At 72.2% G+C, this 23,813-nt stretch carries 23 protein-coding genes; 13 read left to right on the top strand and 10 right to left on the bottom strand.

Features of this window, described 5'->3' with window-relative positions; genetic code table 11:
* Positions 1–11 precede the first annotated feature (11 nt).
* Together ACZ6JS_RS09615 and ACZ6JS_RS09610 are read left to right on the top strand one after the other, a co-directional pair.
* Positions 12–632: a carbonic anhydrase gene (locus ACZ6JS_RS09615; protein WP_469297076.1), complete on the top strand. Its 621-nt coding sequence runs from the start codon at positions 12–14 to the stop codon at positions 630–632.
* A gap of 35 nt (positions 633–667) precedes the next feature.
* The gene (locus tag ACZ6JS_RS09610; RefSeq protein WP_469297075.1) at positions 668–2,179 is read left to right on the top strand and encodes a SulP family inorganic anion transporter; all 1,512 of its coding nucleotides are present in this window, start codon (positions 668–670) and stop codon (positions 2,177–2,179) included.
* A 546-nt stretch (positions 2,180–2,725) separates the two neighbouring features.
* On the opposite strand, the gene exaC is transcribed toward ACZ6JS_RS09610, so the two are convergent.
* Entirely contained in the window at positions 2,726–4,249 is a 1,524-nt protein-coding gene (gene exaC / locus ACZ6JS_RS09605) for an acetaldehyde dehydrogenase ExaC (RefSeq protein ID WP_469297074.1), read from the bottom strand.
* 55 nt (positions 4,250–4,304) lie between these two features.
* A complete protein-coding gene (locus ACZ6JS_RS09600) occupies positions 4,305–5,615 on the bottom strand; it encodes a helix-turn-helix domain-containing protein (RefSeq protein ID WP_469297073.1) in 1,311 nt (436 codons plus the stop codon).
* 556 nt (positions 5,616–6,171) lie between these two features.
* Here ACZ6JS_RS09600 and ACZ6JS_RS09595 point away from each other — a divergent pair.
* The gene (locus ACZ6JS_RS09595; RefSeq protein ID WP_469297072.1) at positions 6,172–6,354 is read left to right on the top strand and encodes a hypothetical protein; all 183 of its coding nucleotides are present in this window, start codon (positions 6,172–6,174) and stop codon (positions 6,352–6,354) included.
* 136 nt (positions 6,355–6,490) lie between these two features.
* Here ACZ6JS_RS09595 and ACZ6JS_RS09590 read toward each other — a convergent pair whose 3' ends face one another.
* The 3 genes from ACZ6JS_RS09590 to ACZ6JS_RS09580 form a co-directional block, all read right to left on the bottom strand.
* Positions 6,491–7,489 (bottom strand): polyprenyl synthetase family protein, encoded by a 999-nt coding sequence (locus ACZ6JS_RS09590; RefSeq protein ID WP_469297071.1) that lies wholly within the window; start codon positions 7,487–7,489, stop codon positions 6,491–6,493.
* Positions 7,490–7,681: 192 nt separating this feature from the next.
* Positions 7,682–8,137 (bottom strand): SAM-dependent methyltransferase, encoded by a 456-nt coding sequence (locus tag ACZ6JS_RS09585; protein ID WP_469297170.1) that lies wholly within the window; start codon positions 8,135–8,137, stop codon positions 7,682–7,684.
* 151 nt (positions 8,138–8,288) lie between these two features.
* Positions 8,289–9,068, bottom strand: a complete 780-nt coding sequence (locus ACZ6JS_RS09580; RefSeq protein WP_469297070.1) for a hypothetical protein — start codon at positions 9,066–9,068, stop codon at positions 8,289–8,291.
* A gap of 134 nt (positions 9,069–9,202) precedes the next feature.
* Here ACZ6JS_RS09580 and ACZ6JS_RS09575 point away from each other — a divergent pair, with 134 nt between their 5' ends.
* Positions 9,203–10,117 carry an oxygenase MpaB family protein gene (locus ACZ6JS_RS09575; protein WP_469297069.1) on the top strand — a complete coding sequence of 305 codons (915 nt, stop codon included), beginning with the start codon at positions 9,203–9,205 and terminating at the stop codon, positions 10,115–10,117.
* Positions 10,118–10,290: 173 nt separating this feature from the next.
* Here the strand turns inward: ACZ6JS_RS09575 and ACZ6JS_RS09570 are convergent, their stop codons facing one another.
* Complete coding sequence (locus ACZ6JS_RS09570) at positions 10,291–10,890, bottom strand: class I SAM-dependent methyltransferase (protein ID WP_469297068.1); 600 nt, start codon at positions 10,888–10,890, stop codon at positions 10,291–10,293.
* Between the two features lie 176 nt (positions 10,891–11,066).
* Here ACZ6JS_RS09570 and ACZ6JS_RS09565 point away from each other — a divergent pair, with 176 nt between their 5' ends.
* The 5 genes from ACZ6JS_RS09565 (at position 11,067) to ACZ6JS_RS09545 (ending at position 16,241) form a co-directional block, all read left to right on the top strand.
* Positions 11,067–11,843, top strand: a complete 777-nt coding sequence (locus tag ACZ6JS_RS09565) for an MHYT domain-containing protein (protein ID WP_469297169.1) — start codon at positions 11,067–11,069, stop codon at positions 11,841–11,843.
* A 180-nt stretch (positions 11,844–12,023) separates the two neighbouring features.
* Entirely contained in the window at positions 12,024–14,690 is a 2,667-nt protein-coding gene (locus ACZ6JS_RS09560; protein WP_469297067.1) for a sensor histidine kinase, read from the top strand.
* Positions 14,690–15,133 (top strand): roadblock/LC7 domain-containing protein, encoded by a 444-nt coding sequence (locus tag ACZ6JS_RS09555; RefSeq protein ID WP_469297066.1) that lies wholly within the window; start codon positions 14,690–14,692, stop codon positions 15,131–15,133. Before ACZ6JS_RS09560 ends, ACZ6JS_RS09555 begins: the two co-directional genes overlap by 1 nt.
* A gap of 17 nt (positions 15,134–15,150) precedes the next feature.
* On the top strand, positions 15,151–15,534 hold the full coding sequence (locus ACZ6JS_RS09550; RefSeq protein WP_469297065.1) for a DUF742 domain-containing protein: 384 nt from the start codon (positions 15,151–15,153) through the stop codon (positions 15,532–15,534).
* Positions 15,534–16,241 carry a GTP-binding protein gene (locus tag ACZ6JS_RS09545; RefSeq protein ID WP_469297064.1) on the top strand — a complete coding sequence of 236 codons (708 nt, stop codon included), beginning with the start codon at positions 15,534–15,536 and terminating at the stop codon, positions 16,239–16,241. The genes ACZ6JS_RS09550 and ACZ6JS_RS09545 overlap by 1 nt, the downstream gene beginning before the upstream one ends.
* Before the next feature lie 21 nt (positions 16,242–16,262).
* Here ACZ6JS_RS09545 and ACZ6JS_RS09540 read toward each other — a convergent pair whose 3' ends face one another.
* On the bottom strand, positions 16,263–16,700 hold the full coding sequence (locus ACZ6JS_RS09540; RefSeq protein WP_469297063.1) for a PPOX class F420-dependent oxidoreductase: 438 nt from the start codon (positions 16,698–16,700) through the stop codon (positions 16,263–16,265).
* A gap of 106 nt (positions 16,701–16,806) precedes the next feature.
* Here ACZ6JS_RS09540 and ACZ6JS_RS09535 point away from each other — a divergent pair, with 106 nt between their 5' ends.
* Both ACZ6JS_RS09535 and ACZ6JS_RS09530 read left to right on the top strand, forming a co-directional pair.
* A complete protein-coding gene (locus tag ACZ6JS_RS09535) occupies positions 16,807–17,205 on the top strand; it encodes a roadblock/LC7 domain-containing protein (RefSeq protein ID WP_030657457.1) in 399 nt (132 codons plus the stop codon).
* 115 nt (positions 17,206–17,320) lie between these two features.
* Positions 17,321–18,163, top strand: a complete 843-nt coding sequence (locus tag ACZ6JS_RS09530) for a DUF6397 family protein (RefSeq protein WP_469297062.1) — start codon at positions 17,321–17,323, stop codon at positions 18,161–18,163.
* On the opposite strand, the gene ACZ6JS_RS09525 is transcribed toward ACZ6JS_RS09530, so the two are convergent.
* From ACZ6JS_RS09525 to ACZ6JS_RS09515, 3 genes are read right to left on the bottom strand one after another with little or no spacing between them, the layout of a single operon-like run.
* Positions 18,127–18,528 carry a YchJ family protein gene (locus ACZ6JS_RS09525; RefSeq protein WP_469297061.1) on the bottom strand — a complete coding sequence of 134 codons (402 nt, stop codon included), beginning with the start codon at positions 18,526–18,528 and terminating at the stop codon, positions 18,127–18,129. The genes ACZ6JS_RS09530 and ACZ6JS_RS09525 overlap by 37 nt on opposite strands.
* 8 nt (positions 18,529–18,536) lie before the next feature.
* Positions 18,537–19,442 (bottom strand): acyl-CoA thioesterase, encoded by a 906-nt coding sequence (locus ACZ6JS_RS09520; RefSeq protein WP_469297060.1) that lies wholly within the window; start codon positions 19,440–19,442, stop codon positions 18,537–18,539.
* A 52-nt stretch (positions 19,443–19,494) separates the two neighbouring features.
* Positions 19,495–22,017, bottom strand: a complete 2,523-nt coding sequence (locus tag ACZ6JS_RS09515) for a DEAD/DEAH box helicase (RefSeq protein WP_469297059.1) — start codon at positions 22,015–22,017, stop codon at positions 19,495–19,497.
* Between the two features lie 142 nt (positions 22,018–22,159).
* On the opposite strand from ACZ6JS_RS09515, the gene ACZ6JS_RS09510 reads away from it, so the two are divergent.
* Entirely contained in the window at positions 22,160–22,951 is a 792-nt protein-coding gene (locus ACZ6JS_RS09510) for a metal-dependent hydrolase (protein ID WP_469297058.1), read from the top strand.
* Positions 22,952–23,023: 72 nt separating this feature from the next.
* Positions 23,024–23,809: a hypothetical protein gene (locus tag ACZ6JS_RS09505; RefSeq protein ID WP_469297057.1), complete on the top strand. Its 786-nt coding sequence runs from the start codon at positions 23,024–23,026 to the stop codon at positions 23,807–23,809.
* Positions 23,810–23,813: the final 4 nt, after the last annotated feature.

Here is a 23,813-nt window from a genome sequence, read left to right as displayed (position 1 = left end):
GGCAGGCCATCATGAAGTCATTGATCGACAACGCGCGCTCCTTTTCGGCCACTCATGTCGCCGACCCCCGGCACGCCGAACACTTCCGGGCCCTGGAGGCAGGGCAGTCCCCGGAAGTGCTGTTCATCACCTGCTCGGATTCGCGCGTCGTACCCGCTCTGATCACCGGGGCGCGCCCGGGAGAGCTCTTCGAACTGCGCACCGCCGGCAACATCGTCCCGGCCTACCCCGACGACGGCCGCCCGACCGGCGAGTCGGCCACGATCGAATACGCCGTCCGCGTGCTCGGCGTCCGTGACGTCGTCGTCTGCGGACACTCCCACTGCGGCGCGATCGGGGCCGTCGTGCGCGGCGAGGACCTCTCCTCCGTACCCGCCGTCCGCGACTGGCTGGACGAGGCCGTGCCCCCGGACGCGCCCGTCCGCTCACTGGCGGAGGACTCGTCCGACATCGCGGAGGCGGTGCAGGCCCACGTCCTCGCACAGTTGCAGGCGTTGCGGGGCTACCCCTGCGTGAGGGAAGGCGTCGAGGCGGGCCGGCTGGGACTGCACGCCTGGTACTACGAGGTGCACACCGGCTCCGTCAGGGTGCACCGCGCCGAAGACGGCAATCCGGCGTTCGGCGTCCTGTGAACCGGCGCGGCATGAAAACGGGAGGACAGTCACTCATGCGTGCCGTTGCCGGGACCCCTGCCGCGGTGCGCCAGGACGCGCTCGCCTCGCTCGTGGTGTTCCTGGTGGCCCTGCCGCTCTGTGTCGGGGTGGCCGTGGCCTCGAACGTGCCCGCCGAACTCGGGCTGATCACCGGCATCGTCGGCGGACTGGTGGTGGGCTTTCTGCCGGGGAGCGCGCTGCAGGTCAGCGGCCCGGCAGCCGGCCTGACCGTGCTCGTCTTCGAAGCCGTACGGGAATTCGGCCTCGGCATGCTCGGCGCCATCGTCCTGGCCAGCGGAATGCTGCAGATCGGGCTCGGCCTGCTGCGGTTCGGGCGCTGGTTCCGGGCGATCTCCGTATCCGTCGTGCAGGGCATGCTGGCCGGCATCGGACTCGTGCTCATCTTCGGGCAGCTGTACACGATGGCCGGCGTCAAACAGCCGGGCTCGGGCCCGGAGAAGGTCCTGGGAATCGCGGGCGCGGTGGGGGAGATCACCACGAGCGGCACCGCGCTCACCTCGTTCGCGGTCGGTCTGGGCACCATTGCCGTCCTCGTGGGATGGAAGATGCTGCCCGCCGGAGTGCAGTTGGTGCCCGCCCCGCTCGCTGCCGTTGCCCTCGCCACCGCCGCCACGGCGATCGGCGGCTGGGACACCGCCAGCGTGCAGGTACAAGGACTCGTCGAGGCGATCCGGCCGCCCGACACAGGCGATCTCGCGTCCCTGGGCAGTACGGCCGTGCTCGGCACCGTCCTGGGCTTCGCGCTGATCGCCTCGGCGGAATCGCTGTTCAGCGCAGCAGCGGTCGACCGGATGCACGACGGTCCGCGCACGCACTACGACAAGGAACTCGTCGCCCAGGGCATCGGCAACACGGTGTGCGGCGCGCTCGGAGCCCTCCCCATGACCGCGGTCATCGTCCGCAGCTCCGCCAACGTCCAAGCGGGCGCGAAGACCAAAGCCTCGCGAGTCCTGCACGGCCTGTGGCTGCTGCTGTTCACCGCGCTGCTTCCGGCCGCGATCGGAGTCATCCCGCTCGCAGCCCTCGCAGGCGTGCTGGTTCACGCGGGCTGCAAACTGATTCCGGTCAAGGAGCTCGTCGCGCTGTGGCGCGGACACCGCGGCGAGTTCGTCATCCTCGCGATCACGGCCGTCGCCATCTTGGCGACCAGCATGTTCGAAGGGGTGGTGCTGGGGCTGATGCTGGCGGTGGCGAAGTCGGCATGGGAGACCTCCCACGTCCACGTCGACACGCGGCCACTCACCGGCGGACGGATCGTGGTGGCCCTCGCCGGCAACGCCACCTTCCTCCGTCTGCCCCGCATCCTGCAGACCTTGGAGGCACTCCCGCAGGACCAGCCCATCGAGCTCGACCTGACGGACGTCCGGCACCTGGACCATGCCTGCAGGGCAGCCCTCGAGAACTGGGCCGCACGCCACAACGCGGCCGGGACCGAACCGGTGCGGATGACCGGATACGCGCAGACGGACACTCCCCCCACCGCCCCCGCGCGGGCGGCGGGCTGATCCCTGGACGACACCGCCGTCGGCCGCCCGGGGAAACCCGTGGACACGGGGCGGGGGTGGCCGCGGCCTGCCGGCCGCAGGCCACCCCCGCACCCCTCCTGCCGACCGCCCTCGGCGCCCGCGCGTAGCCCTGAACCCGTTCGCGCACGCAGAGCGGCCCGGGCGCCGGTGCCGGGAGCGGGAAACGCCCGCGACGAAGCAATCACAAATGCCGCCCCTGCTGCCCTTCGCGGAATCGGCCGGCAGCGATGTCGCGTTCTGGGTGCGGACGGGTGCACCCGACAGGTGGAGAGTGGCCACCTTTCGGGGGCAGACGCAGCACGGGGCGAACCGCTGGACTCTCTTCGACGGCGGCAGGGCACAGTTCTGCCTGGCTGTCCTGTCGGGCGCAACGGATCCTTTCACCGCACGGATCCAGGGATCAGCCCCGTACGTCGTCGTGAACCGGCGCGACATGTAGGAACCGGGCCGACTCGCGCGCCCCCTGACGTACTGCCGTCCTGGTAAGACCCCGGTAGACGAATCACCTCATGGTGTTCGCCGTTGTCAGAAGAAGCCCAGCTTCTTCGGTGAGTAGGACACCAGGAGATTTTTCGTCTGCTGGTAGTGCTCCAGCATCATCTTGTGGGTCTCCCGGCCTATGCCCGACTGCTTGTAGCCGCCGAAGGCGGCGTGGGCGGGGTAGGCGTGGTAGCAGTTCGTCCAGACGCGGCCCGCCTGGATCGCCCGGCCCGCGCGGTAGGCCGTGTTGATGTCCCGCGTCCAGACGCCCGCGCCCAGGCCGTACGCCGTGTCGTTGGCGATGCGCACGGCGTCCTCGAAGTCCTGGAAGGCGGTCACCGACACCACCGGTCCGAAGATCTCCTCCTGGAAGATCCGCATATGGTTGTCGCCCTCGAAGATGGTCGGCTGCACGTAGAACCCGCCCGCGAGGTCGCCGTCCAGTTCCTGGCGACGGCCGCCCGTGAGGAGCTTCGCGCCCTCCCTCCGGCCGATCTCCACGTACGACAGGACCTTCTTCAACTGCTCCTCCGAGGCCTGGGCCCCGATCATCGTGTCCGTGTCCAGCGGATGCCCCGGCACGATCAGTTCGGTGCGCGCCACGGCCGCGTCGAGGAAGTCTCCGTACCGGCCCCGCTCGATCAGGGCCCGCGAGGGGTTCGTGCACACCTCGCCCTGATTGAGCGCGAACATGGTGAAGCCCTCCAGGGCCTTGTCGCGCAGGTCGTCGTCCTGCGACCAGATGTCGTCGAAGAACAGGTTCGGGCTCTTGCCGCCGAGTTCCAGGGTGACCGGCTTCAGGTGCTCCGCCGCGTACTGCATGATCAGCCGACCCGTCGCAGTCTCCCCCGTGAAGGCGACCTTCGCCACGCGCGGGCTCGACGCGAGCGGTTTGCCCGCCTCCTCGCCGAAGCCGTTGACGATGTTCACCACCCCCGGCGGCAGCAGGTCCGCGACCAGGCCCAGCCAGTGGTGGACGGAGGCCGGCGTCTGCTCGGCAGGCTTGAGGACCACCGTGTTGCCGGCCGCCAGCGCCGGCGCCAGCTTCCACACGGCCATCAGGATCGGGAAGTTCCACGGGATGATCTGCGCGACCACGCCCAGCGGTTCGTGGAAGTGGTAGGCGACCGTGTCGTCGTCGATCTGGCTGAGCGCGCCCTCCTGCGCCCGCAGCGCGCCCGCGAAGTAGCGGAACTGGTCGATGGCCAGGGGCAGATCGGCCGCCAGGGTCTCGCGCACCGGCTTGCCGTTCTCCCAGGTCTCCGCGACCGCCAGGGCCTCCAGGTTCTGCTCCATCCGGTCCGCCATGCGCAGCAGGATCGACGACCGGTCGGCGACCGGGGTCCGGCCCCATGCGGGCGCCGCCGCGTGCGCCGCGTCAAGCGCCCGTTCCACGTCCTCGGCGGTGCCCCGGGCGACCTCCGTGAAGGTCTGGCCGTTGACGGGGGAGGGGTTCGCGAAGTACCGCCCGCGGGCGGGCGGGACGTACTCGCCGCCGATGAAGTGGTCGTAACGGGACGCGTACGACATGAGCGCCCCCTCGGTACCGGGCGCAGCGTAACGGGCCATGGCATCCTCCCCTTGCCGGGCGCCGGCCGCCGTCGGACAGCGCTCGGACGGCAGGCTAGGAGCGGGCAGGTTGCGGATACGTTGCCCCCCGCCCGCCCCGGCCCGGGCGGGCACTCAGCTCGCGGTCCAGGGCGCGTACCCGGGCCAGTGCGGCCGGCCTGCCCTGGGGCGGCAGCGCCGCCGCCAGTGCCCGCCACGCCTCCGGGTCGTCCGCGCCCCACGCACTGCACACCCAGTCGGCCAGCAGACCCGCGTCGGCCCGCGCGAGCAGGGCCGCCCGCGCCTGGTCCTCGATCCGCCGGCGCAGCCGGACCACCCCTGGCGCCGACGACGCCGGCAGCAGCGGGCCGGGATAGCGGCGGAGGGCCGCCGAGACCGCTCCCCCCGCCAACTGCCGCGTCACGGCGGTGAAGTCCGCGTCCAGTGGACCCGCCGGGCGATAGGGGCGTGACAGCGGTGCCGATGCCCCCAGCAACGCGCGCAGGCGGGACATTTCGGCGCGCAGGGTCACCGGGGACACCGACTCGTCCTCGTACAGGGCGATCGCCAGCTCCTCCCCCGACAGCCCCTCGGGGTGATGCGCGAGCAGGGCCATGATCTCGCTGTGCCGACGGCCCAGGCGCACCCGCCGGCCCCCGGTCACCAGCAGCGCCTCGTCCCTGCCGAGGGCGGTGAGGCGGTCCCGCACGGCCGGCGGCCCCTCGTCGAGCAGGGCCAGCTGGGCCTCGGCCGCCCGGGCCACCGCCCGTACGAACGCCAGCGAGTGCGGGTGCGCGAGGCCGTCGCCGCCGGTGATGTCCACCGCGCCCAGCAGCCCGCCCGTGCGCGGATCCCGCACCGGCGCAGCGGCACAGGTCCACGGATGCACCCGGCGGCTGAAGTGTTCCGCCCCGAAGACCTGCACGGGCTCGCCCACCGCCACCGCCGTACCGGGTGCGTTGGTCCCCATCGTGCTCTCCGACCAGCGCGTGCCCGGGACGAATCCCAGACCCTCGGCCCGCCGCAGGGTGGCCGACTCGCCTTCCACCCACAGCAGGCTGCCCCTGGCGTCGCACACCGCCAGCAAGTGCGCTCCGTGAGCGGCGAACGCGCCGACGAGGTCCCGGAAGAGCGGCATCACCCGGGCCAGTGGGTGCCCCTCCCGGTAGGGGCGCAGCTCCGCCTCCGCCAGCTCCGTCCGCGGCGCGCACTCCGGGCTCAGCCGGGCTCGCGCGCACCGCCGCCAGGACCGCGCGATGACCGCCCGCACCGGGGTCTCCACCCGCCCGTCCCGGGTGAACGCGGCGTGCGCCCGACGCAGTTCGCGCGAGCGGGCCGCCGGATCGGCGCCGTCCGGCAGTGCCACCGACGGATCCAGGTCGCCCATCTCACCCTCCCGTGGTGCCGTGGTGCCCGGCGCGCCCCCATCGTCGTCGCGGCGCCGCGCCCCGGCAAGCGGTACGTCGGCCACGGCGCGGGCCGGCCCCCGGCCGGTTCGGGCCGGTGCGGCCGGACCGTGCGCCACGCGAGGCGGCCCCGGGGCGCGCGGCTTCGACCGCCGGGTCGGCCTCCAGCGCCGACGCGGGTCCGGCGCCGACGCGGGGTCCGGCGCCGACGCGGGGTCCGGCGCCGACACGGGGTCCGGCGCCGACGGGCGCGGCGGGAACCACCGGCCCTCCTCGGGCGGTACGGCCGCCGGCCTCCCTCCCGGCCCGGCCTCCCTCCCGGCCCGGCCGGACCTGCCGGCCCGCCCGTCCGCGTCCCGCCGGGGCGGCAGACGGCGGCGGATGAGCTCGAAGATCCCAGGGAGCCGGCATTCCTCACTCATTCATCAAACGTGACTACCAGGTGGCCGCGGGGTCTCACCCCGTGCCCGGGGAACGCGTGGTCGTGGCGGCGCGTTGAGGGGGTAGTGGTCGACGTCACAAGGAAGGTGTCCGCAGATGTCCAACAGCGGAAAGGTCGCGGTTGCCGGAGTCGTGGCAGCCGTCGTGTTGTTCTGGGCCGTGGGTTTCTGGGCGGGCCTGCTGGTTCTGATCGGAGTGCCGGCCGCGGCCTACCTCCTGCTGGACTCGTCCCAGCGGCGTCGGGTGCGCGGTCTGTCCAGAAAGCAGATCGGCCGCTGACGCGCAGCGCGCGTCGCGCGGCCACCGCGCGAGGCCGGGCTCGCTTCGGGGACCGGCCGGGCTCCGGCTGGTGTGCGGAGCCCGGCGGGCGTGGCCGCGGGACGGGGGTGCGGCGCGGCTCCGCCCTGTCGCCGACTCAGGCCGCGCCGCTCACCACGACCGGCGGGAGGTCTGCTTCGAGCAGCATCTGGGATGCGTGGTCCACGAGGTTGCGGAGCACCGGCTGGTAAGCCCGGTCACCGCCCAGTTCGTCCAGGATCCGGTATGCCTCGGCGCGGAAGCCGTCGATCTCCGCGCGGTAGCGGTCGAGGGCGACGGGCGTCCGAAGGAGGCTCGCGAGTTCCCGCCTGGCCTGATGCGAGCGGCTTGCGGCGGCGCACAGTCCCAGGATGTGTTCCCTGGCAAGGGGCGACGCGTCCTCGAGCACGGAGGCGAGCAGGTAGGTCACCGTGCCGTTGAGCAGATCCTCGTCGCGGCCGGACAGGATGTCTTCCTGGTCGTTGAAGATCTGCCACAGGATTCCGAAGACGTAGCCGAATTCGCGCCACAATTCGATCTTTTCGTCCGAGGTGCCCGAGAAGATGGCGGCCATTGCCGTGATCATGCCGAAGGGTGCGCCGGATTTCCCGCGATACGTCTCCACCACCGATTTGCGGGAGGCGCTGCAGATGTCCCCGCGCATGTCGTCTATCTGGCCGTCGACGCCTATGATCCAGCCGTTCAGGATCTCGGTTATCAGAGCGGCGCGCGCCGCCTCCGGGAGATCTTGGGCCAGGATGATCTGAATGGGGAGGGCATTTCCGGTGATGACGGAGGCGAGGAGCGCTTCGTCCTCGGTGAGCTCGCCCGAGATGGACGCGCCGTCGGCGTCGGCCAGGTCGTCGAGGTAGCAGGCCGAGGTCCACCACAGCAGGTGCACCGCCGACAGGGGGACCGCCGGCCCGGGATTTCCCGTCTCTATGGCGTGGGTGAGCAACGGCAGCACCGACAGGGGATGTCTCAGTTTCCGCTGCTCCAAGAGCTTGGCCACGGAGTTCCTGGTGGTCGCCGCGACCGGGCCGAGCCGGTCCAGAGCGGTTTCGATCTCCGCATCGATGTCCTGCGCGACCTTCCGGTGCAGGTCCAGGTACGACATGGAATTCAAGAGTGGCCTCCATCGTGGAATGAGCGTGGGGGTGAGGTGCGCACCCTTTGAGCCGTGTGACTGGCCGATTCGATCATTCCGGAGGAAGGGGATCCAGAGCGATTTTCAGTCACTCTGGCCGAATCCCATTGGTTGAAGGGTTAAACTACCGACGGTAATGGACATTTTTGGCCATTGATCCGATCAGTAATAGCCATCCATCAAGGTGGTCGCCCACTCCGGCTGACGCACCTCACCGCGTGGCCCGAATTCGACGATGTACGGCTTCAGGTCGAGGACGGGGGATCCGTCCACGGCGTCGAGCCCCTCCACGTGGACGTCGAGTCCGTCCACCTTCACCACCCGGCACCGCGAGACGCCCAGCCGGTTGGGCCTGTTCTTGCCGCGTTGCGCGAAGATGCCGACCAGCGGCCAGTCCGGGTTGTTCCGCGGGTGCCGCGCACCCCACTCGACCTTCTCGGCCGGCACCCGGTCGAAGTGGTAGACCACCTCGACGTGCGAGAAGTCCTCCAGCCCGTAGAGGGCTTCCGGACCGAACCGTTCGCCGTCCAGCCGGATCACGGCCGTCTCCCGCCCCCAGTCGTCGTCCACGACGTCGGCGCGACCGCCGACCACGACACCCACCGGCTCCGACTCCACCACTGCGTCCCCCTCGTACCGTCGTCGCTCCTGCGCACGCGGTTCGTGCGCACGCCTTCGTTGCACCCCCTTCGTCCGCACGCCGGTTCGTGCACGGGCCTTTCGTCGGCATGCCGCTGCTCGTCGTGCCGTCGGCCGGGTCCGGCCGGGGTCACGCCGGCCGCACCGCGACGCGGTCGAGCGCCGCCAGTAGGTCCGGCAGGTCGGGGTCCCCCTCCCGGGGGACCGTGAGCACCTCGCCCGGTTCTTCGTCCAGGAGGACGAAGGCCGCCTCGCCGGTGCGGGCCACCAGCGACCAGCCCGGCCCGTCCACGCGCAGGGTCCGGGCCCCCTCGCCCGCGAAGGAGGACCGCACGCGGCCGGCCGGCGGCGGGGTGCGCGTGTATTCCAGCGCCTGCTCCAGCGCACGCGCGAGTCCGGGGTGCGCCGCGGCCGCGGCTCCGCCGTCCGCCGCCACGCGCTCGCGCCAGTCGGCCCATTCCCGTGCGATCTGGTCCGCGCCCAGTCGTCGCTGCACCGGGCCCCACGCCTCCGCCGAGGGGGGCGACAGGGGCACCCGCCCCGTGCCGTCCGCGCCCTGTTCCGGATCGTGCGGCTCCGGGATCCCCGGTGCGGCCACCGACAACTCCACCGGCCACCCCGCCAGGGAGACCACGATTGTCCGCTCGTCGGGCGACAGGTCGTATTCCATCCCGCAGTCCCACGAGGCGATGGCCGCGGCCACGAGCGAGACGTCGTCGACGACGACCGTCCAGCGCGCGCCCTCCTCGTCCTGGCCCAGCACCAGCCCGTACCCCTCCCCGTCGGGCGCCACGCCCAGCAGGGCGCAGGCCTCGGGGAAGTCGTCGCCCAGGAAGCCGGGGAACTGCGCGGGGGTCAGGAGTACGGCCGTCAGCACGTACAGCGAGCCGCCACCCTCGTCGTCGGACACCTGGCCTCCAGCTTGCTCTCTCGTCGGCGCACCTTAACCAGCGGGTAACCCGCGCGTCGAGAGCTTGCGGGCCACGATTTCCAAGGCTGCTGCCTGCACGTAGAGTTGGGGACCCGCCACAGAAAGGGACACCGGTGCAGCGTTACGACCGGCTGAAGGAGATCCTCCGGCTCGACCCCGACAAGGACTTCCTCGCCATCTACCGGCTCACCGCCACCTACGAGTTCCCCTGGGACTTCACCCGCGCCCTGGAGCTCGCGCTGTTCCGGACGTATGCCGTCCCGAGCATCGGCGGCCTGCTGGCCGAGACCGCCGAGTTCACCGACCGCGCCCAGAAGCGCTACGACGACACCGCGCTGCTCCTCGACGCGGTCGTCGAGCACGGCTTCGAGAGCGACACCGCGCGCACGGCGATCCGCCGCGTCAACCAGATGCACCGCAGCTACGACATCTCCAACGACGACATGCGCTACGTGCTGAGCACGTTCGTGGTGATTCCGGCACGCTGGATTGACGCCTACGGCTGGCGCCCGATGACCCACCACGAGCGCCGGGCCACTGCCCACTACTACGCCACGCTCGGCCGACACCTGGGCATCACGGACATCCCGGGCTCCTATGAGGAGTTCGAAGCCACTCTCGTCTCCTACGAAGCGGCGCACTTCGGCTGGGACGAGGGCGCCCGCAAGGTCGCCGACTCCACCCTCGACCTGATGGCGTCCTGGTACCCGGCGCCGCTCGCGCCCGCCGTGCGCCGCGCGGGGATCGCCCTCCTCGACGATTCGCTGATCGAAGCCTTCCGGTACGAGGCCCCCCGCGCCGGTGTCCGGAAGCTGGTGCAGGGCGCGCTGCGGCTGCGGGGCCGCGCGGTCCGGCTGCTGCCCCCGCGCGGGGCCCCGCACTACGCCCGCCAGAACCCGGAGATCAAGGGCTACCCGGATGGCTACGACGTGGGTGAGCTCGGCACGTTCCCCGTGCCCGGCTCCGGCGGCTGCCCCGTGCCGCATCCGCGCCGGCCCGCCGGAGCAGAGGCCCAGCCCCCGGCCTGATCCCGGGTACCTCCGCGGACGCCGGGCGCGGTGCCGTCGTACAGGGGTCGTCCCGGGGTGGGCGGCCGGCGGGGCGGCGGGGCCTCAGGAAGGACGGGCGTCGGGGCCGGTCGGCCGTCGGGGCGGGCGGGCCTCGAGCGGGTCGGCGTCACGTCGGCGTCACCGGCCGGGCGTCATGGCCGGCGCACGGCCAGCGCCAGGAAGCGGTGGTCCTCGTCGGCGTACGAGGCCATGTCCCAGCCCGCGGCGGACAGGAGCGGGGCGAGGTTGTGCTCGGCCCGCAGGTCCTGCGCGGTCAGTTCGCGGCCCTGGCGCGCGGCGAGCGCCGCCCGCCCGATGGGGTGGAAGAGCGCGAGCCGCCCGCCGGGGCGGACCACTCGCGACAGCTCGCGCAGGTTCGCCGCCGGATCAGGCAGGTGTGCGATGAGACCCGCGGCGAAAACCGCGTCCAGCACCGCGTCGCGCAGGGGCAGCCGGGCCACGTCGGCCAGCAGCAGCACGCCCTCGGCGGCGCGCCCGGCCCGCCGCGCGGCCGCAAGCATCTGCGGGGTGATGTCCATGCCCAGCACGGTCCCCTCGGGTCCGACGGCGGCCCGCAGGGCGCCCAGGGCCCGCCCGGTGCCGCAGCCCGCGTCGAGCACGCGGTCCCCGGGCCGCAGCCCGACCTCCGCCACGGCGGTGGCGAAGGCAGGTCCGTCCTCCGGGAACTTCCGGTCCCAGTCGGCGGCCCGGGCCCCGAAGAACTCCTGCACGTGCGTGTGGTCTTCGCTCATGGGCCCATGATCCCCCAGCCCCGTACACCCGGGTGCCGTGGACCGTGCGCAAGGTGGCATGCGGGGTGATCGAAGGTGAACGTAGCTCTGTCATATTCCAGCACTTCCAGCGGCTTTCGAAATGCGCCCCCTGTTCGCGCCCTCACCCGGACTAGCGTCCGTTGGCCATGGGACACCTGGGACATCTGGACCACGCCGCCTACGGCTGGCTGACACCCGTGCTGTCATATGTGATGGCATCGATCGGCGCCGCCCTCGGGCTGCGCTGCACCGTCCGCGCGCTCGCCTCGACCGGAGCCGTCCGCCGCAACTGGCTCCTCACCGCGGCCTCCGCCATCGGAACCGGCATCTGGACCATGCACTTCGTCGCGATGCTCGGCTTCGACGTCACCGGTACGCGGATCCACTACAACGTGCCGCTCACCATCCTGAGCCTGCTCGTCGCCATGCTGGTCGTGGGCGCCGGCGTCTTCGCCGTCGGCTACGGCAGGGCGCGCGGCCGTTCCCTCGTACTGGGCGGCCTCACCACAGGACTCGGCGTCGCCAGCATGCACTACCTGGGCATGGCGGCCCTGCGCCTGCACGGCGAGGTCTCCTACGACCCGCTCGTCGTCGGCCTCTCCGTCGTCATCGCCGTGGTCGCGGCCACCGCCGCCCTGTGGGCCGCGCTCAACATCAAGTCGCCCGTGGCCGTGGCCGGCGCCTCCCTGGTCATGGGCGCGGCCGTCAGCAGCATGCACTACACCGGGATGATGGCCGTCGCCGTCAGCGTCAGCCCCTCGGACGCGGCCCTCTCCGGAGCCACCGCGATGCAGTTCATCTTCCCGCTCGCCGTCGGTCTCGGCTCCTACCTGTTCATCACCGCCGCCTTCGTCGCGCTCTCCCCGACCGCCCACGAGCGCGCGGCCTCCGCCTCCGCCCGGCACCTGGGGGAGCACGCCGCCGCCCACTGACCCGTCCCGCCCCCGCCGAGGCCGTGTCAGCCGCTGCCCTCCCGTCCCGCCGCACGGCCAACGCGCCATCCGCACACGTCCCGATACCCCCGATACCCCCGATACCCCCGATGCCCGCCATCCGATGATCCGCCCCACCGATCGACCGCACCCGTAGGCACCGCCCGGAACGAGGAGCCCATGCGAACACCCCGCAGAAGACCGGAAGCAGCGGCGCCGCGGCTGCCCGCGCCCCCGGCGCGCGGCCGCCGGGCCCACGCCGGGCCGCCTGCCGAGGAACCGGCGGAAGACCGCGCGGGACACCAGCCGCACGGGGCGGACGGCACCCGACCGGCCCGCCCCGCCGTTCCGCGCGAGCGCGGCCCCCGGCTGCGGCTGCGCCCCGCCACCGTCCGCGCGAAGATCGTTTCCCTGCTGATGGTGCCGGTCGTCTCGCTCCTCGCGCTCTGGGCCTTCGCCACCGTCAACACGGCCCAGGACATAGCCCGACTGGGGCGGGTCCAGCAGGTCGACTCCGAGATACGCGCTCCCCTCGCCGCCGCCGTCACCGAGCTCCAGGCCGAACGGCGCGCAGCCGTCCGCCTGCTGGCCGACCCCGCCGCCGACGCGGGCGCGCTCGACCAGCAGGCCCGCCGCACCGACAGCGCCGTCCGCAACCTGCGGCTCGGCGACCGCCACACCGTCGCCGACTCCGGCGAATACCGCTCCGACACCGTGCTTCGGCTGGACGCCTTCGTCGTCGCCGCCGAGGCGCTGGGGTCGGCCCGCAAGGACATCACCGACCGCCGCGCCACCCCCGAGGCCGCCTTCGCGATCTACACCAGGGTGGTCGACGCCGCATTCACCGTCGGCGGCTCCCTCACGGGGGGCGAGAACCCCGACCTGGGCCCCGAGGCGCGGGTCCTGCTCGAATTCGCCCGCGCCGCGGAACTCCTGTCGCGCGAGGACGCCCTCCTCGCCCTGCCGGGTCAGCGCAGCGCCGAAACCATTCGGCAGCTGACCGGCACCATCGAGTCCCGCCGGGCGCTCACCGAGACCGCGGCCCGCGACCTGCCCGCCGCCCAGCAGGACGCCTGGCAGTCCGTCGCCAAGAGCGCCGCCTACGCGGATCTCACCGGCGCCGAGGACCGGGCGCTGGCCACCGGCACCTCCCGGGACGCCCGCGGGGCGCCCGCCGGATGGGAGAGCGCCCACAGCGGCATCAGCACCTCGATGCGCGAGATCGAGGAGGCCGCGCACACCGCCGCCGCGGACCGCGCCGACCCCGTCTCCGAGGGGGCGTTCAGCCCGGCCGGCGCCGCCGTGCTGCTGGGCCTGGCCGCCGTCGCCGCCTCCCTCGTCATCTCCGTCCGGATCGGCCGCGTCCTGGTCGTCGAACTGGTTTCGCTGCGCAACACCGCCCTGGAGATCGCCCATCGCAAACTCCCGGACGCGATGGCGCGGCTGCGCGCCGGCGAGGAGATCGACGTCGCCGCCGAGACCTCGGCCAGTCCGCCCGCCGACGACGAGATCACCCAGGTCGGCGAGGCGCTGGCCACGGTCCACCGGGCCGCGCTCAGCGCCGCCGTCGAGCGGGCGGAGCTCGCCAGCGGGGTCTCCGGCGTCTTCGTCAACCTCGCCCGCCGCAGCCAGGTCCTCGTGCACAAGCAGCTCACCCTGCTCGACTCGATGGAACGGCGCGCCGACGACCCGAACGAGCTCGGCGACCTCTTCCGCCTCGACCACCTGACCACCCGGATGCGCCGGCACGCGGAGAGCCTGATCATCCTCTCGGGCGCCGCCCCCGGCCGGGCATGGCGGATGCCTGTGCCCCTCACCAACGTCGTCCGTGCCGCCGTTTCGGAGATCGAGGACTACCCGCGCGTCGAGGTACGCCGGCTCGCCGAGGCCGCGGTGGTCGGCGGAGCCGTCGCCGACCTCACCCACCTCCTCGCCGAACTCATCGAGAACGCAGCCCAGTTCTCCCCTCCGCACACCAAGGTCCGGGTCAGCGGTGAACCGGTCGGCACCGGTTACGTCCTCGAGGTCGAGGACCGCGGACTGGGCATGGGCCGTGAATCCCTCGCCGACGCCAACCGGCGCATCGAGCAGTCCGAGGACCTCGACCTCTTCGACAGCGACCGGCTCGGCCTGTTCGTGGTCAGCCGCCTGTCGGCCCGCCACGGTGTGAAGGTGCACCTGCGTACGTCGCCCTACGGCGGCACCACCGCCGTGGTACTCCTGCCCAACTCCCTGCTGCAGGGCGGCATCACCGTCGAGGACCCGGCCGCCGGCTCCGCCGACGCCCGCCCCCTTCCCGGGCGCCGGGAGGAGCAGCCGACGGGCCCCGGCCCGGCCCGCGCCCCGTCCGGGTCCACGTCACCCGTACCGCCACGGGAACCCGCCCCGGCCGCGCAGCATCCCCCCACCGTGACGGTCCTACGGGACGACGCGCGCGGGCCGGGCCCTGTACGGGACGACGCCCGCGGCCCGGCCCCCGTGCGGGACGATGCGCGCGGCATCCCGGAGGGCCGGGACGCTGCCCCCGCGGCGGCCGAGGAGCCGCGTCCGGCACCGGTGGCGCCCCTGCGGCCGCGCGTCGCCGGTGGCGCGGGCACCCGTACGGACGCCTCCGAGTCCGGATCGGGCTCGGTGACGGAGCTGCCGCGCCGCGTGCGCCAGGCGAGCCTCGTCCCGCAGCTCCGGGAGGCCCCCGCACCACAGGAGCCCGTCGGTGTCCGGCAGCCCGAGGACCCGCCCGGGCGCAGTCCGGAGGAGGCCCGGGACCGAATGGCGGCCTACCGGGCGGGATGGGTCCGCGGCGCCGAGGAGAACACCCCCCACGCAGGCAGCGAAGGAGAAGTGTGATGATCGAACACCAGAGGGTCGGCCACGACGGCATCCGCAGGTCGGGGGAGCTCGACTGGCTCCTGGACGACCTGGTGCACCGGGTCGTCGAGGTCCGGCACGCCGTGGTCCTCTCCAACGACGGCCTGGCGGTCGGCGCCTCCAGTGCGCTCAGCCGGGAGGATGCCGAGCACCTGGCGGCGGTGGCCTCCGGCTTCCACAGCCTGGCCAAGGGCGCGGGCCGGCACTTCCACGCCGGGGGCGTGCGCCAGACGATGGTCGAGATGGACGCGGGCTTCCTGTTCGTCGCGGCGGCGGGCGACGGCTCCTGCCTGGCCGTGCTCAGCGCCGCCGGCGCCGACATCGGACTGATCGCCTACGAGATGGCCCGGCTGGTCAAGCGGGTCGGTGAGCACCTCTACACGCCGCCCCGGTGCGCGGCGCGCCCGCCGGCCGCCGGCTGAGGGCGGCGGTCCGGCACATGAACGGCCAGTGGTACGACGCCGAAGCGGGCCCGCTCGTCCGCCCGTACGCCATGACCGGGGGACGTACCGAGCCGGGACCGCACGGGGTCCGCTTCGACCTGATCGCCCTGGTCGCGGCGGATCCGCAGGGCGGCGCGGACGAGGAGGGCGAGTCGCTCCTCGGCCCCGAACACCGGGCGCTGCTGCGGCTCTGCCGGTCCGAGACCCAGTCGGTGGCGGAACTCGCCGCCGACGCCGACCTGCCCGTCGGAGTCGTGCGGGTGCTCCTCGGGGACCTGCTGGAGGGCGGGCACGTCAAGGTCAGCCGCCCGGTACCGCCCGCCCATTTGCCGGACGAGCGGATTCTGCGTGAAGTCATCGAGGGATTGAGAGCGCTTTGATGGGACACCACGACAACCGAACCTTCGGAACCTCCGGTTCCGCCGGACGGGCCGGCGACGCCGACGCCGACACCGGTGCTCCGGGAGCGGAGCCGGGGACGGCGGAGGAGGACGGCGAACTGGCCTCGCTCGCGCTGAAGATCCTCGTGGCGGGCGGTTTCGGTGTGGGCAAGACCACGCTGGTCGGCGCGGTGAGCGAGATCCGGCCGCTGCGCACCGAGGAGCAGTTGAGCGAGGCGGGTGAACTGGTCGACGACACGGGCGGCGTCGACCAGAAGACGACCACGACCGTGGCCATGGACTTCGGGAGGATCACCATCAGGTCCGGGCTGTCCCTCTACCTGTTCGGCACGCCGGGGCAGGACCGGTTCTGGTTCCTGTGGGACGAGCTGTCCACAGGGGCGCTCGGTGCGGTGGTGCTCGCCGACACGCGGCGGCTGGAGGACTGCTTCCCGGCGGTCGACTACTTCGAGCACCGGCGCATCCCGTTCGTGGTCGCCGTCAACTGCTTCACGGACGCGCGGCGGTACGGGGCGCACGACGTCTCGCGCGCGCTCGACCTGGAGCAGGGGACGCCGGTGGTGCTGTGCGACGCGCGGGACAAGGACTCCGGCAAGGAGGTGCTGATCAGGTTGGTCGAGTACGCCGGGCGGGTGCACACCGCCCGGCTGCTGGAGTCGGTGGGGCCGCAGGCCGGTTCCGCGTGAGCCGGCCGGGCGCGGGGCGGGTCAGTCGGACACCCCCGCGGCGGAGATCACCTTGTCGATCGGGACGCGGACCAGGAGCTCGCCGGGGACGGCGTTGCGGCGGCCGAACGCCTCGGCCTCCGCCTCGCCGATGTAGCGGGCGGCGATGCGGGTCGCCCAGGTGAGCATCTCGTCCGCGGCGTCGGCGTATTCGCCGATCTCCGCGCGGCCCTGGAGGACGACGTAGGAGAAGGGCGGCCGGTCGTCGTCCACGCAGAGCGCGACGCGGCCGTCCCTGGCCAGATTGCGTCCCTTGACGGTCTCCTTCCCGGTGTTGAAGACGAAGGAATCGCCGTCGAGTACGAACCAGACGGGGGCGACGTGCGGACTTCCGTCCTCGCGGACGGTGGAGAGCTTGCCGGTGCGGGTGGAATGGGAGACGAATGCCCGCCATTCCTCTTGAGTCATCTTCTTCGCCATGGGCACATCCTCCTTGCCGGAAAGGCGCTGGTGGGGAAGGCTTGCGGGACGACTACGCGGGGTGGGGCGCGGCCGAGCGGGCCGCGTCAACGGGGAGGGGCTCGGAATGGCACTGGACAAGCAACTGGACTGGCTGCTGGACGACCTGACACGCAGGGTCCCGCAGGTGCGGCACGCGGTGGTCCTCTCCAATGACGGCCTGGTGACGGGGGCGAGCGCGGGGCTGCCGCGGGAGGACGCGGAACACCTGGCCGCCGTCGCGGCCGGACTGCAGAGCCTGGCGAAGGGGTCGGGGCGGCACTTCCGGGCCGGTGAGGTCCGGCAGACGATGGTCGAGTACGACGACGGGGCGCTCTTCGTCATGGCGGCGGGCGCGGGCAGTTCCCTGTGCGTGCTGAGTGCGGCCGAGGCGGACATCGGTCAGGTCGCGTACGAGATGACGCTGCTGGTCAACCGGGTGGGAGAGCACCTGGGAGTGGCGGAGCGGCGCATCACCGGCGGTTGAGCAGGAGGCCCCGGGCCCGGGCGGCGCGGAGGTTGTCCACAGGCCTCGCGCGGTGTCGTTGCAGCGAGTTACGGTCTTCACACAGAGTAGTCATTGCTCGTGGGGGAGGATCGTGATGACGCAGATGGTGACGGCGCCGCCGCAGGACGGGGCCGCGTGCGAGGGGCGGAAGGCGGCCGTCCGTGCCGGCGGGGCCGAACAGGCGCTGGTGAACGGTGCACAGGCCGCCGGGCAACTGGGGCTGACCCGGGGAGAGTTGGCCAGGGCCGTCCAGCTGGGGATCGTACGGGCCGGGCCGCCGACGGCCGGCGGCGCCGCACGCTTCGCGCGGGCGGAGCTGGCGCGGGCCGCGGCCGCCGACGGGCCGGACGCGCTGCGCCGACAGGTCGAGACGGTGGCCGGTGCCCAGGCGGCGGCCGAGGTGCTGGGAGTCGGCCCGAGCCGGTTCACCCGGCTCGCACGCTGCGGACACCTCACACCGATCGCGTACCGGATCAACCGCTACCGCGCCGTCGTCTGGCTCTATCTGAGCGCGGAGCTGAGGGAGTTCGCCGGTCGGGAGCCGCTGATGCTGCGCGGGACGGCGCCCGCCGAGGACCGGGAGCTGCTGGCGGCCATGGGGGACATGCGCCCGCTCACCTGGCGCGGACGGCACGTGGCGCTCCTGCTGAGACGGACCGCCGATCCATGGGCGCGCGCGGCCGTACTGGCCTGCGTACTCCCCGAGGGCGAGCTGCGCGAGGCCGTGCCCGATCCGGCGGAGCGGATCGTCCTGGCCGCGCTCGCCCCGCCCCCGCCTTACGGGCACCCGCAGGTCCCCGCCGCGGCGGCGGTGGCGGAGGGGCTGCTGCGGGCAGGGCCGCCGGACGAGGTCCGCCGGTACCGCACCAGCCTGGAATTCGCCCTGACGGCTGCCCGGGGTCAGTCGAAGTCGACGGGGGAGAGGGGGCCGACGTAGACCCAGGCGCCGGCCTCGCGGGCGAAGCTGCTGTGCTCGTGCAGCGAGCCGGTGTGCCGGCCCTCGCGGTAGTGCGCGCGGAACTCCACCGAGCCCTCCGTCTCGAACATCCCGCCGCGTTCCGTGGCGAGGATCTCCAGCCGCTCCCAGCGCTGACCGGGATCCAGGTCGAGGCCGGCGGGGCGTGTCGAGTGGTGCCAGGAGCGCAGCAGGTAGGCCGTGTCGCCGACGGCGAAGGCACTGAAGCGGGAGCGCATCAACAGCTCGGCGGTGGGCGCCTGCCGTTCACCGGAGTGGAAGCGGCCGCAGCACTCCGGATAGGCGGCGGGCAGCCCGCAGGGGCATGGCAGGGCAGGGGTGGGCATGGGTCTGGTCAGTCCTTCGGTGCGGAGTCGGACGGCCGGCCCGGGTTCGCGGGGTACGGGCGGAAGAGGCCTTCCTGGACCACGGAGACCAGCAGCCTGCCCTCCAGGTCGTAGATGCGGCCCCGGGCCAGGCCGCGGCCGCCGTGCGCGATGGGTGACTCCTGGTCGTACAGGAACCACTCGTCCGCCCGGAACGGCCGGTGGAACCACATGGCGTGGTCGAGCGAGGCCATGTCGAAACCGCGCATGCCCCACAGGGGCTCCACGGGGATGCGCACGGCATCGAGGAGGGTCATGTCACTGGCGTAGGTGAGGGCGCAGGTGTGCACGAGCGGGTCGTCGCCCAGCGGGCCGACGGCGCGCATCCACACCGCGCTGCGCGGATCGGCGCCCTTGAGCTCCTCGGGAGTCCAGCGGAGCCGGTTCACGTACCTGATGTCGAAGGGCTGGCGGCGGGCCATCCGCTCCAGCGCCTCCGGCAGCGCCCCGAGGTGCTCGCGGATCTCGTCCGCGACCTTGGGGAGCGTGTCGGGATGGGGGCAGTGGTGGGCAGGCAGCTGATGCTCGATGCTGCCGTCCTCCGGATGGTGGAAGGAGGCGGTGAGATTGAAGATCGTCTTGCCCTGTTGGACCGCGGTGACCCGGCGCGTGGTGAAGGACCGCCCGTCGCGCACCCGCTCCACCTGGTACACGATCGGCACCCCGGGGATGCCGGGGCGCAGGAAGTACGCGTGCAGCGAGTGGACCGGGCGGTCGCTGTCCACCGTCCGTCCCGCGGCGACCAGCGCCTGGCCGGCGACCTGGCCGCCGAAGACGCGCTGGAGCGACTCCTGCGGGCTGGCGCCGCGGAAGATGTTGACCTCGATCTGCTCCAGATCGAGCAGATCGACCAGTCTCTCGGCGGGGTTCGTCATCAGAGGATCTCCACTGTCGGGTCCGGGCGGTCCGGCGGCGTGCCGGATCAGGTCACAGGGTGCCGAGCTCACCGACCGAGGTGACCCGGACGACCGCCCGGCCCTCCTCGTCGGACGCGGCCAGGTCGACCTCGGCGCTGATGCCCCAGCCATGGTCGCCGCCCGGGTCGGCGAACGTCTGGCGGACGCGCCACAGGCCGTGCGCGGGGTCCTCCTCGATCTGGAGGAGCTTCGGGCCGCGGGCGTCGGGGCCGGTGCCCAGGTCGTCGTACTCGTCCCAGTACGCGTCCATGGCCTCACCCCAGGCGTCGGCGTCCCAGCCCGACTCGGCGTCCAGCTCGCCCAGCGCGTCGACGTTGTCGAGGGCGGCCAGCTCCACCCGGCGGAACATGGCGTTGCGTACCAGGACGCGGAAGGCGCGCGCGTTCGCGGTGACCGGCTTGACCTGGTCGGCCTTCTCCTGGGCCTGCTCCGCCGTCTCCACCTCAGGGTTCGCCAGCTGCTCCCACTCGTCGAGCAGGCTCGAGTCGACCTGGCGGACCAGCTCGCCCAGCCAGGCGATCAGGTCCTCGAGGTCCTCGGACTTGAGGTCGTCGGGGATGGTGTGGTCCAGCGCCTTGAACGCGCCGGCCAGGTAGCGCAGCACGATGCCCTCGGTGCGGGCCAGTTCGTAGAAGGAGGTGAACTCGGTGAAGGTCATCGCGCGTTCGTACATGTCGCGGATGATCGACTTCGGGGAGACGGGGTGGTCGCGCACCCACGGGTGGCTCTTCGCGTACACGTCGTAGGCGTGGGAGAGGAGCTCTTCCAGCGGCTTGGGATAGCTGACGTCCTGGAGCCGCTCCATCCGCTCCTCGTACTCGATCCCGTCGGCCTTCATCTGGCCGACCGCGATGCCGCGCTCCTTGTTCTGCTGGGCGGCCAGGATCTGGCGCGGGTCGTCCAGCGTGGACTCCACGACCGAGACCATGTCCAGCGCGTAGGAGGGGGACTCCGGGTCCAGCAGGTCGAAGGAGGCCAGTGCGAAGGTGGACAGCGGCTGGTTCAGCGCGAAGTCCTGCTGGAGGTCGACGGTGAGCCGGATGGTGCGGCCCTCCGCGTCCGGGGTGTCGAGCTTTTCCACGACACCGCCGTCCAGCAGCGAGCGGTAGATCGCGATGGCCCGACGGATGTGCCGCAGCTGGGCCTTGCGCGGCTCGTGGTTGTCCTCGAGGAGGTGGCGCATCGCCTGGAAGGCGTCGCCGGGCCGGGCGATCACCGACAGCAGCATGATGTTGGTGACCTTGAAGCGCGAGGTCAGCGGCTCAGGGTCGGCGGCGATCAGCTTCTCGAAGGTCGTGTCCGACCATGCGACGAAGCCCTCGGGAGCCTTCTTGCGGACCACCTTGCGGCGCTTCTTCGGGTCGTCGCCCGCCTTCGCGAGCGCCTTCTCGTTCTCGATGACGTGCTCGGGTGCCTGGGCGACCACGAAACCCGCCGTGTCGAAGCCGGCCCGGCCGGCCCGTCCGGCGATCTGGTGGAACTCGCGGGCGCGCAGCGTGCGGACCCGGTTGCCGTCGTACTTGGTGAGCGCCGTGAACAGCACCGTGCGGATCGGGACGTTGACGCCCACCCCGAGCGTGTCCGTACCGCAGATCACCTTCAGCAGACCGGCCTGCGCGAGCTTCTCCACCAGACGCCGGTACTTGGGCAGCATGCCGGCGTGGTGCACGCCGATGCCGTGCCGCACGTAGCGCGAGAGGTTCTGGCCGAACTTCGTGGTGAAGCGGAAGTTGCCGATCAGCTCCTGGATCCTGTCCTTCTCCTCGCGTGTGCACATGTTGATGCTCATCAGCGACTGCGCCCGCTCGACCGCCTGGGCCTGCGTGAAGTGCACGATGTAGACGGGCGCCTGCCGGGTCTCCAGCAGCTCGGTGATCGTGTCGGTGATCGGCGTGGTGACGTACTCGTAGGACAGCGGGACGGGGCGGGTCGCGGAGCGGACCACCGAGGTGGGCCTGCCGGTGCGCCGGGTCAGGTCGTCCTCGAACCGCTTCACGTCGCCGAGGGTCGCCGACATCAGGACGAACTGCGCCTGCGGCAGCTCCAGCAGCGGGATCTGCCAGGCCCAGCCGCGGTCCGGCTCGGCATAGAAGTGGAACTCGTCCATCACGACCTGGCCGATGTCGGCGTGCCTGCCGTCACGCAGGGCGATGGAGGCCAGCACCTCGGCGGTGCAGCAGATCACCGGCGCGTCCGCGTTCACCGAGGCGTCGCCGGTCAGCATGCCGACGTTCTCGGTGCCGAAGAGCTTGCACAGGTCGAAGAACTTCTCCGACACCAGCGCCTTGATCGGGGCGGTGTAGAAGGTCACCTTGTCCTGGGCCAGCGCGGTGAAGTGCGCACCCGCCGCGACCAGGCTCTTGCCGGAGCCCGTCGGGGTGGACAGGATCACGTTCGCCCCCGAGACGACCTCGATCAGCGCCTCCTCCTGAGCCGGGTACAGGGTGATGCCCTGGTCCTCCGCCCACGAGGAGAAAGCTTCGAAGAGGGCGTCGGGGTCGGCGGTCGGCGGGAGCTGATCAATGAGGGTCACGCCCCCATCTTGCCTGGCTTCCCCCCGGATCAGGGAACCGGAGGACGGAAGGAAGATCACCGACTGTACGCTGTGCCGTCGATGCGGCCCGAACGAACCGGTCAACAGGGCCCGACACACACCAGCGGGGCGGGGAACGACCATGATGGGTCCGGCGCACTCACTGTCCGGGGCGGCGGCCTGGCTGGGGGTGGGGGCGGCCACTGCCGCCGCCGGCCACCCCATGCCGTGGCCGGTCCTCGTCGTCGGCGCGCTGATCTGCGCCGGCGCCGCCCTCGCCCCGGACCTCGACCACAAGTCGGCGACGATCTCCCGCGCCTTCGGCCCGCTGTCCAAGGGCCTGTGCGAGGTGGTCGACAAGATCTCCTACGCGGTCTACAAGGCCACCCGCTCCACGAAGGACGCCCGTCGCTCCGGCGGCCACCGCACCCTGACGCACACCTGGCTCTGGGCCGTGCTGATCGGCGGCGGAGCCTCCGCGCTCGCCGTGACCGCCGACCGCTGGGGAGTGCTCGCCCTGCTCTTTGTGCACCTGGTGCTCGCGGTCGAGGGCCTCCTGTGGCGAGCCGCCCGGATGTCCAGCGACGTCCTGGTCTGGCTGCTCGGCGCGACCAGCGCGTGGATCATGGCCGGGGTCCTCGACCAGCCCGGAAACGGTGCGAACTGGCTTTTCACCGAGCCCGGGCAGGAGTACCTCTGGCTCGGCCTGCCCATCGTGCTCGGGGCCCTGGTCCACGACATCGGCGACGCGCTGACGGTCTCCGGCTGCCCGGTCCTGTGGCCCCTCCCGATCGCCGGGAAGCGCTGGTACCCGATCGGCCCGCCGAAGGCCCTGCGCTTCCGCGCCGGCAGCTGGGTGGAGCTGAAGGTCCTCATGCCGGTCTTCATCCTGCTGGGCGGCTTCGGAGGCGCCTCCGCCCTCGGTTTCGTCTAGACAAGGCCGCCGGACGCCGCGCAGGACGCCCCCCCGTACCTCGGCCGGGCGAACCCCCCGTAGCCTGGGCCGATGTCTGAGACGCACCACCTCTGGCCGCTGGCTCCGTCCTCCGAGACCGACTGGCTGACGGAGCTCTGCGGTGACGGCACGACCGGCTTCGAGCCGCCCCGGCGTCCCGATGCGGTCTGGGTGCTGAACGCCATGTACGAGCACGAAAGCGGACCCGGCGGCCTCTCCCACCACGAACTGCGCCAGACGGCCCTCGCCGCGGGTGTCATCGAGCCCGCCCGCCTCGGGAACATCGACCTCGAAACCGGCACCGCCACCGGCGGCGGTCTCGGACGCGCCGAGCATCCCGGACCGTCCTACCGCCGACTGCGATGGGCCGAGCTCTCCGCCCGGTGCGGGGACCCGATGGTCCCCGACGGAAAGTACCCGTCCTTCCGGTGCTTCCCGTCCGCGCGGCTGGACGACAGCTGGCCCGTCGGCATCGAGCCGCCCACCGAGGGCAGCCTCGACCGCCCGACATGGGATCGGCTCGTCGACGTGCTCGTGGCACACAGCACGCAGGGCCCGGACACCCGGGTCCTCGCCTACTACAACCCGCTGACGCTGCCCGCGGTCGACTTCGACAACCTCCACGTCCGCACCGGTCGGCTGGGTGACGCCCACACCCTGTACGACAACCCGGACGCGGACTTCAGCCCCTCCAACCTGTGGTCCGAGGACCGCTCGTGGATCCTGTGCACCGACTACGACCTGTGGGCCACCAAGGTCGTCGGCCCCGAGCACCTGGTCGAAGCACTGCTCAGTGACCCGGTGATCGAGGCCGTACGGCTTCCCTGGACCAGCTGACGGA

The organism is Streptomyces sp. NPDC046349, from assembly GCF_055587885.1.
Note: the sequence above shows the minus strand (reverse complement) of the source record. Positions and strands in the feature narration are given on the sequence as shown.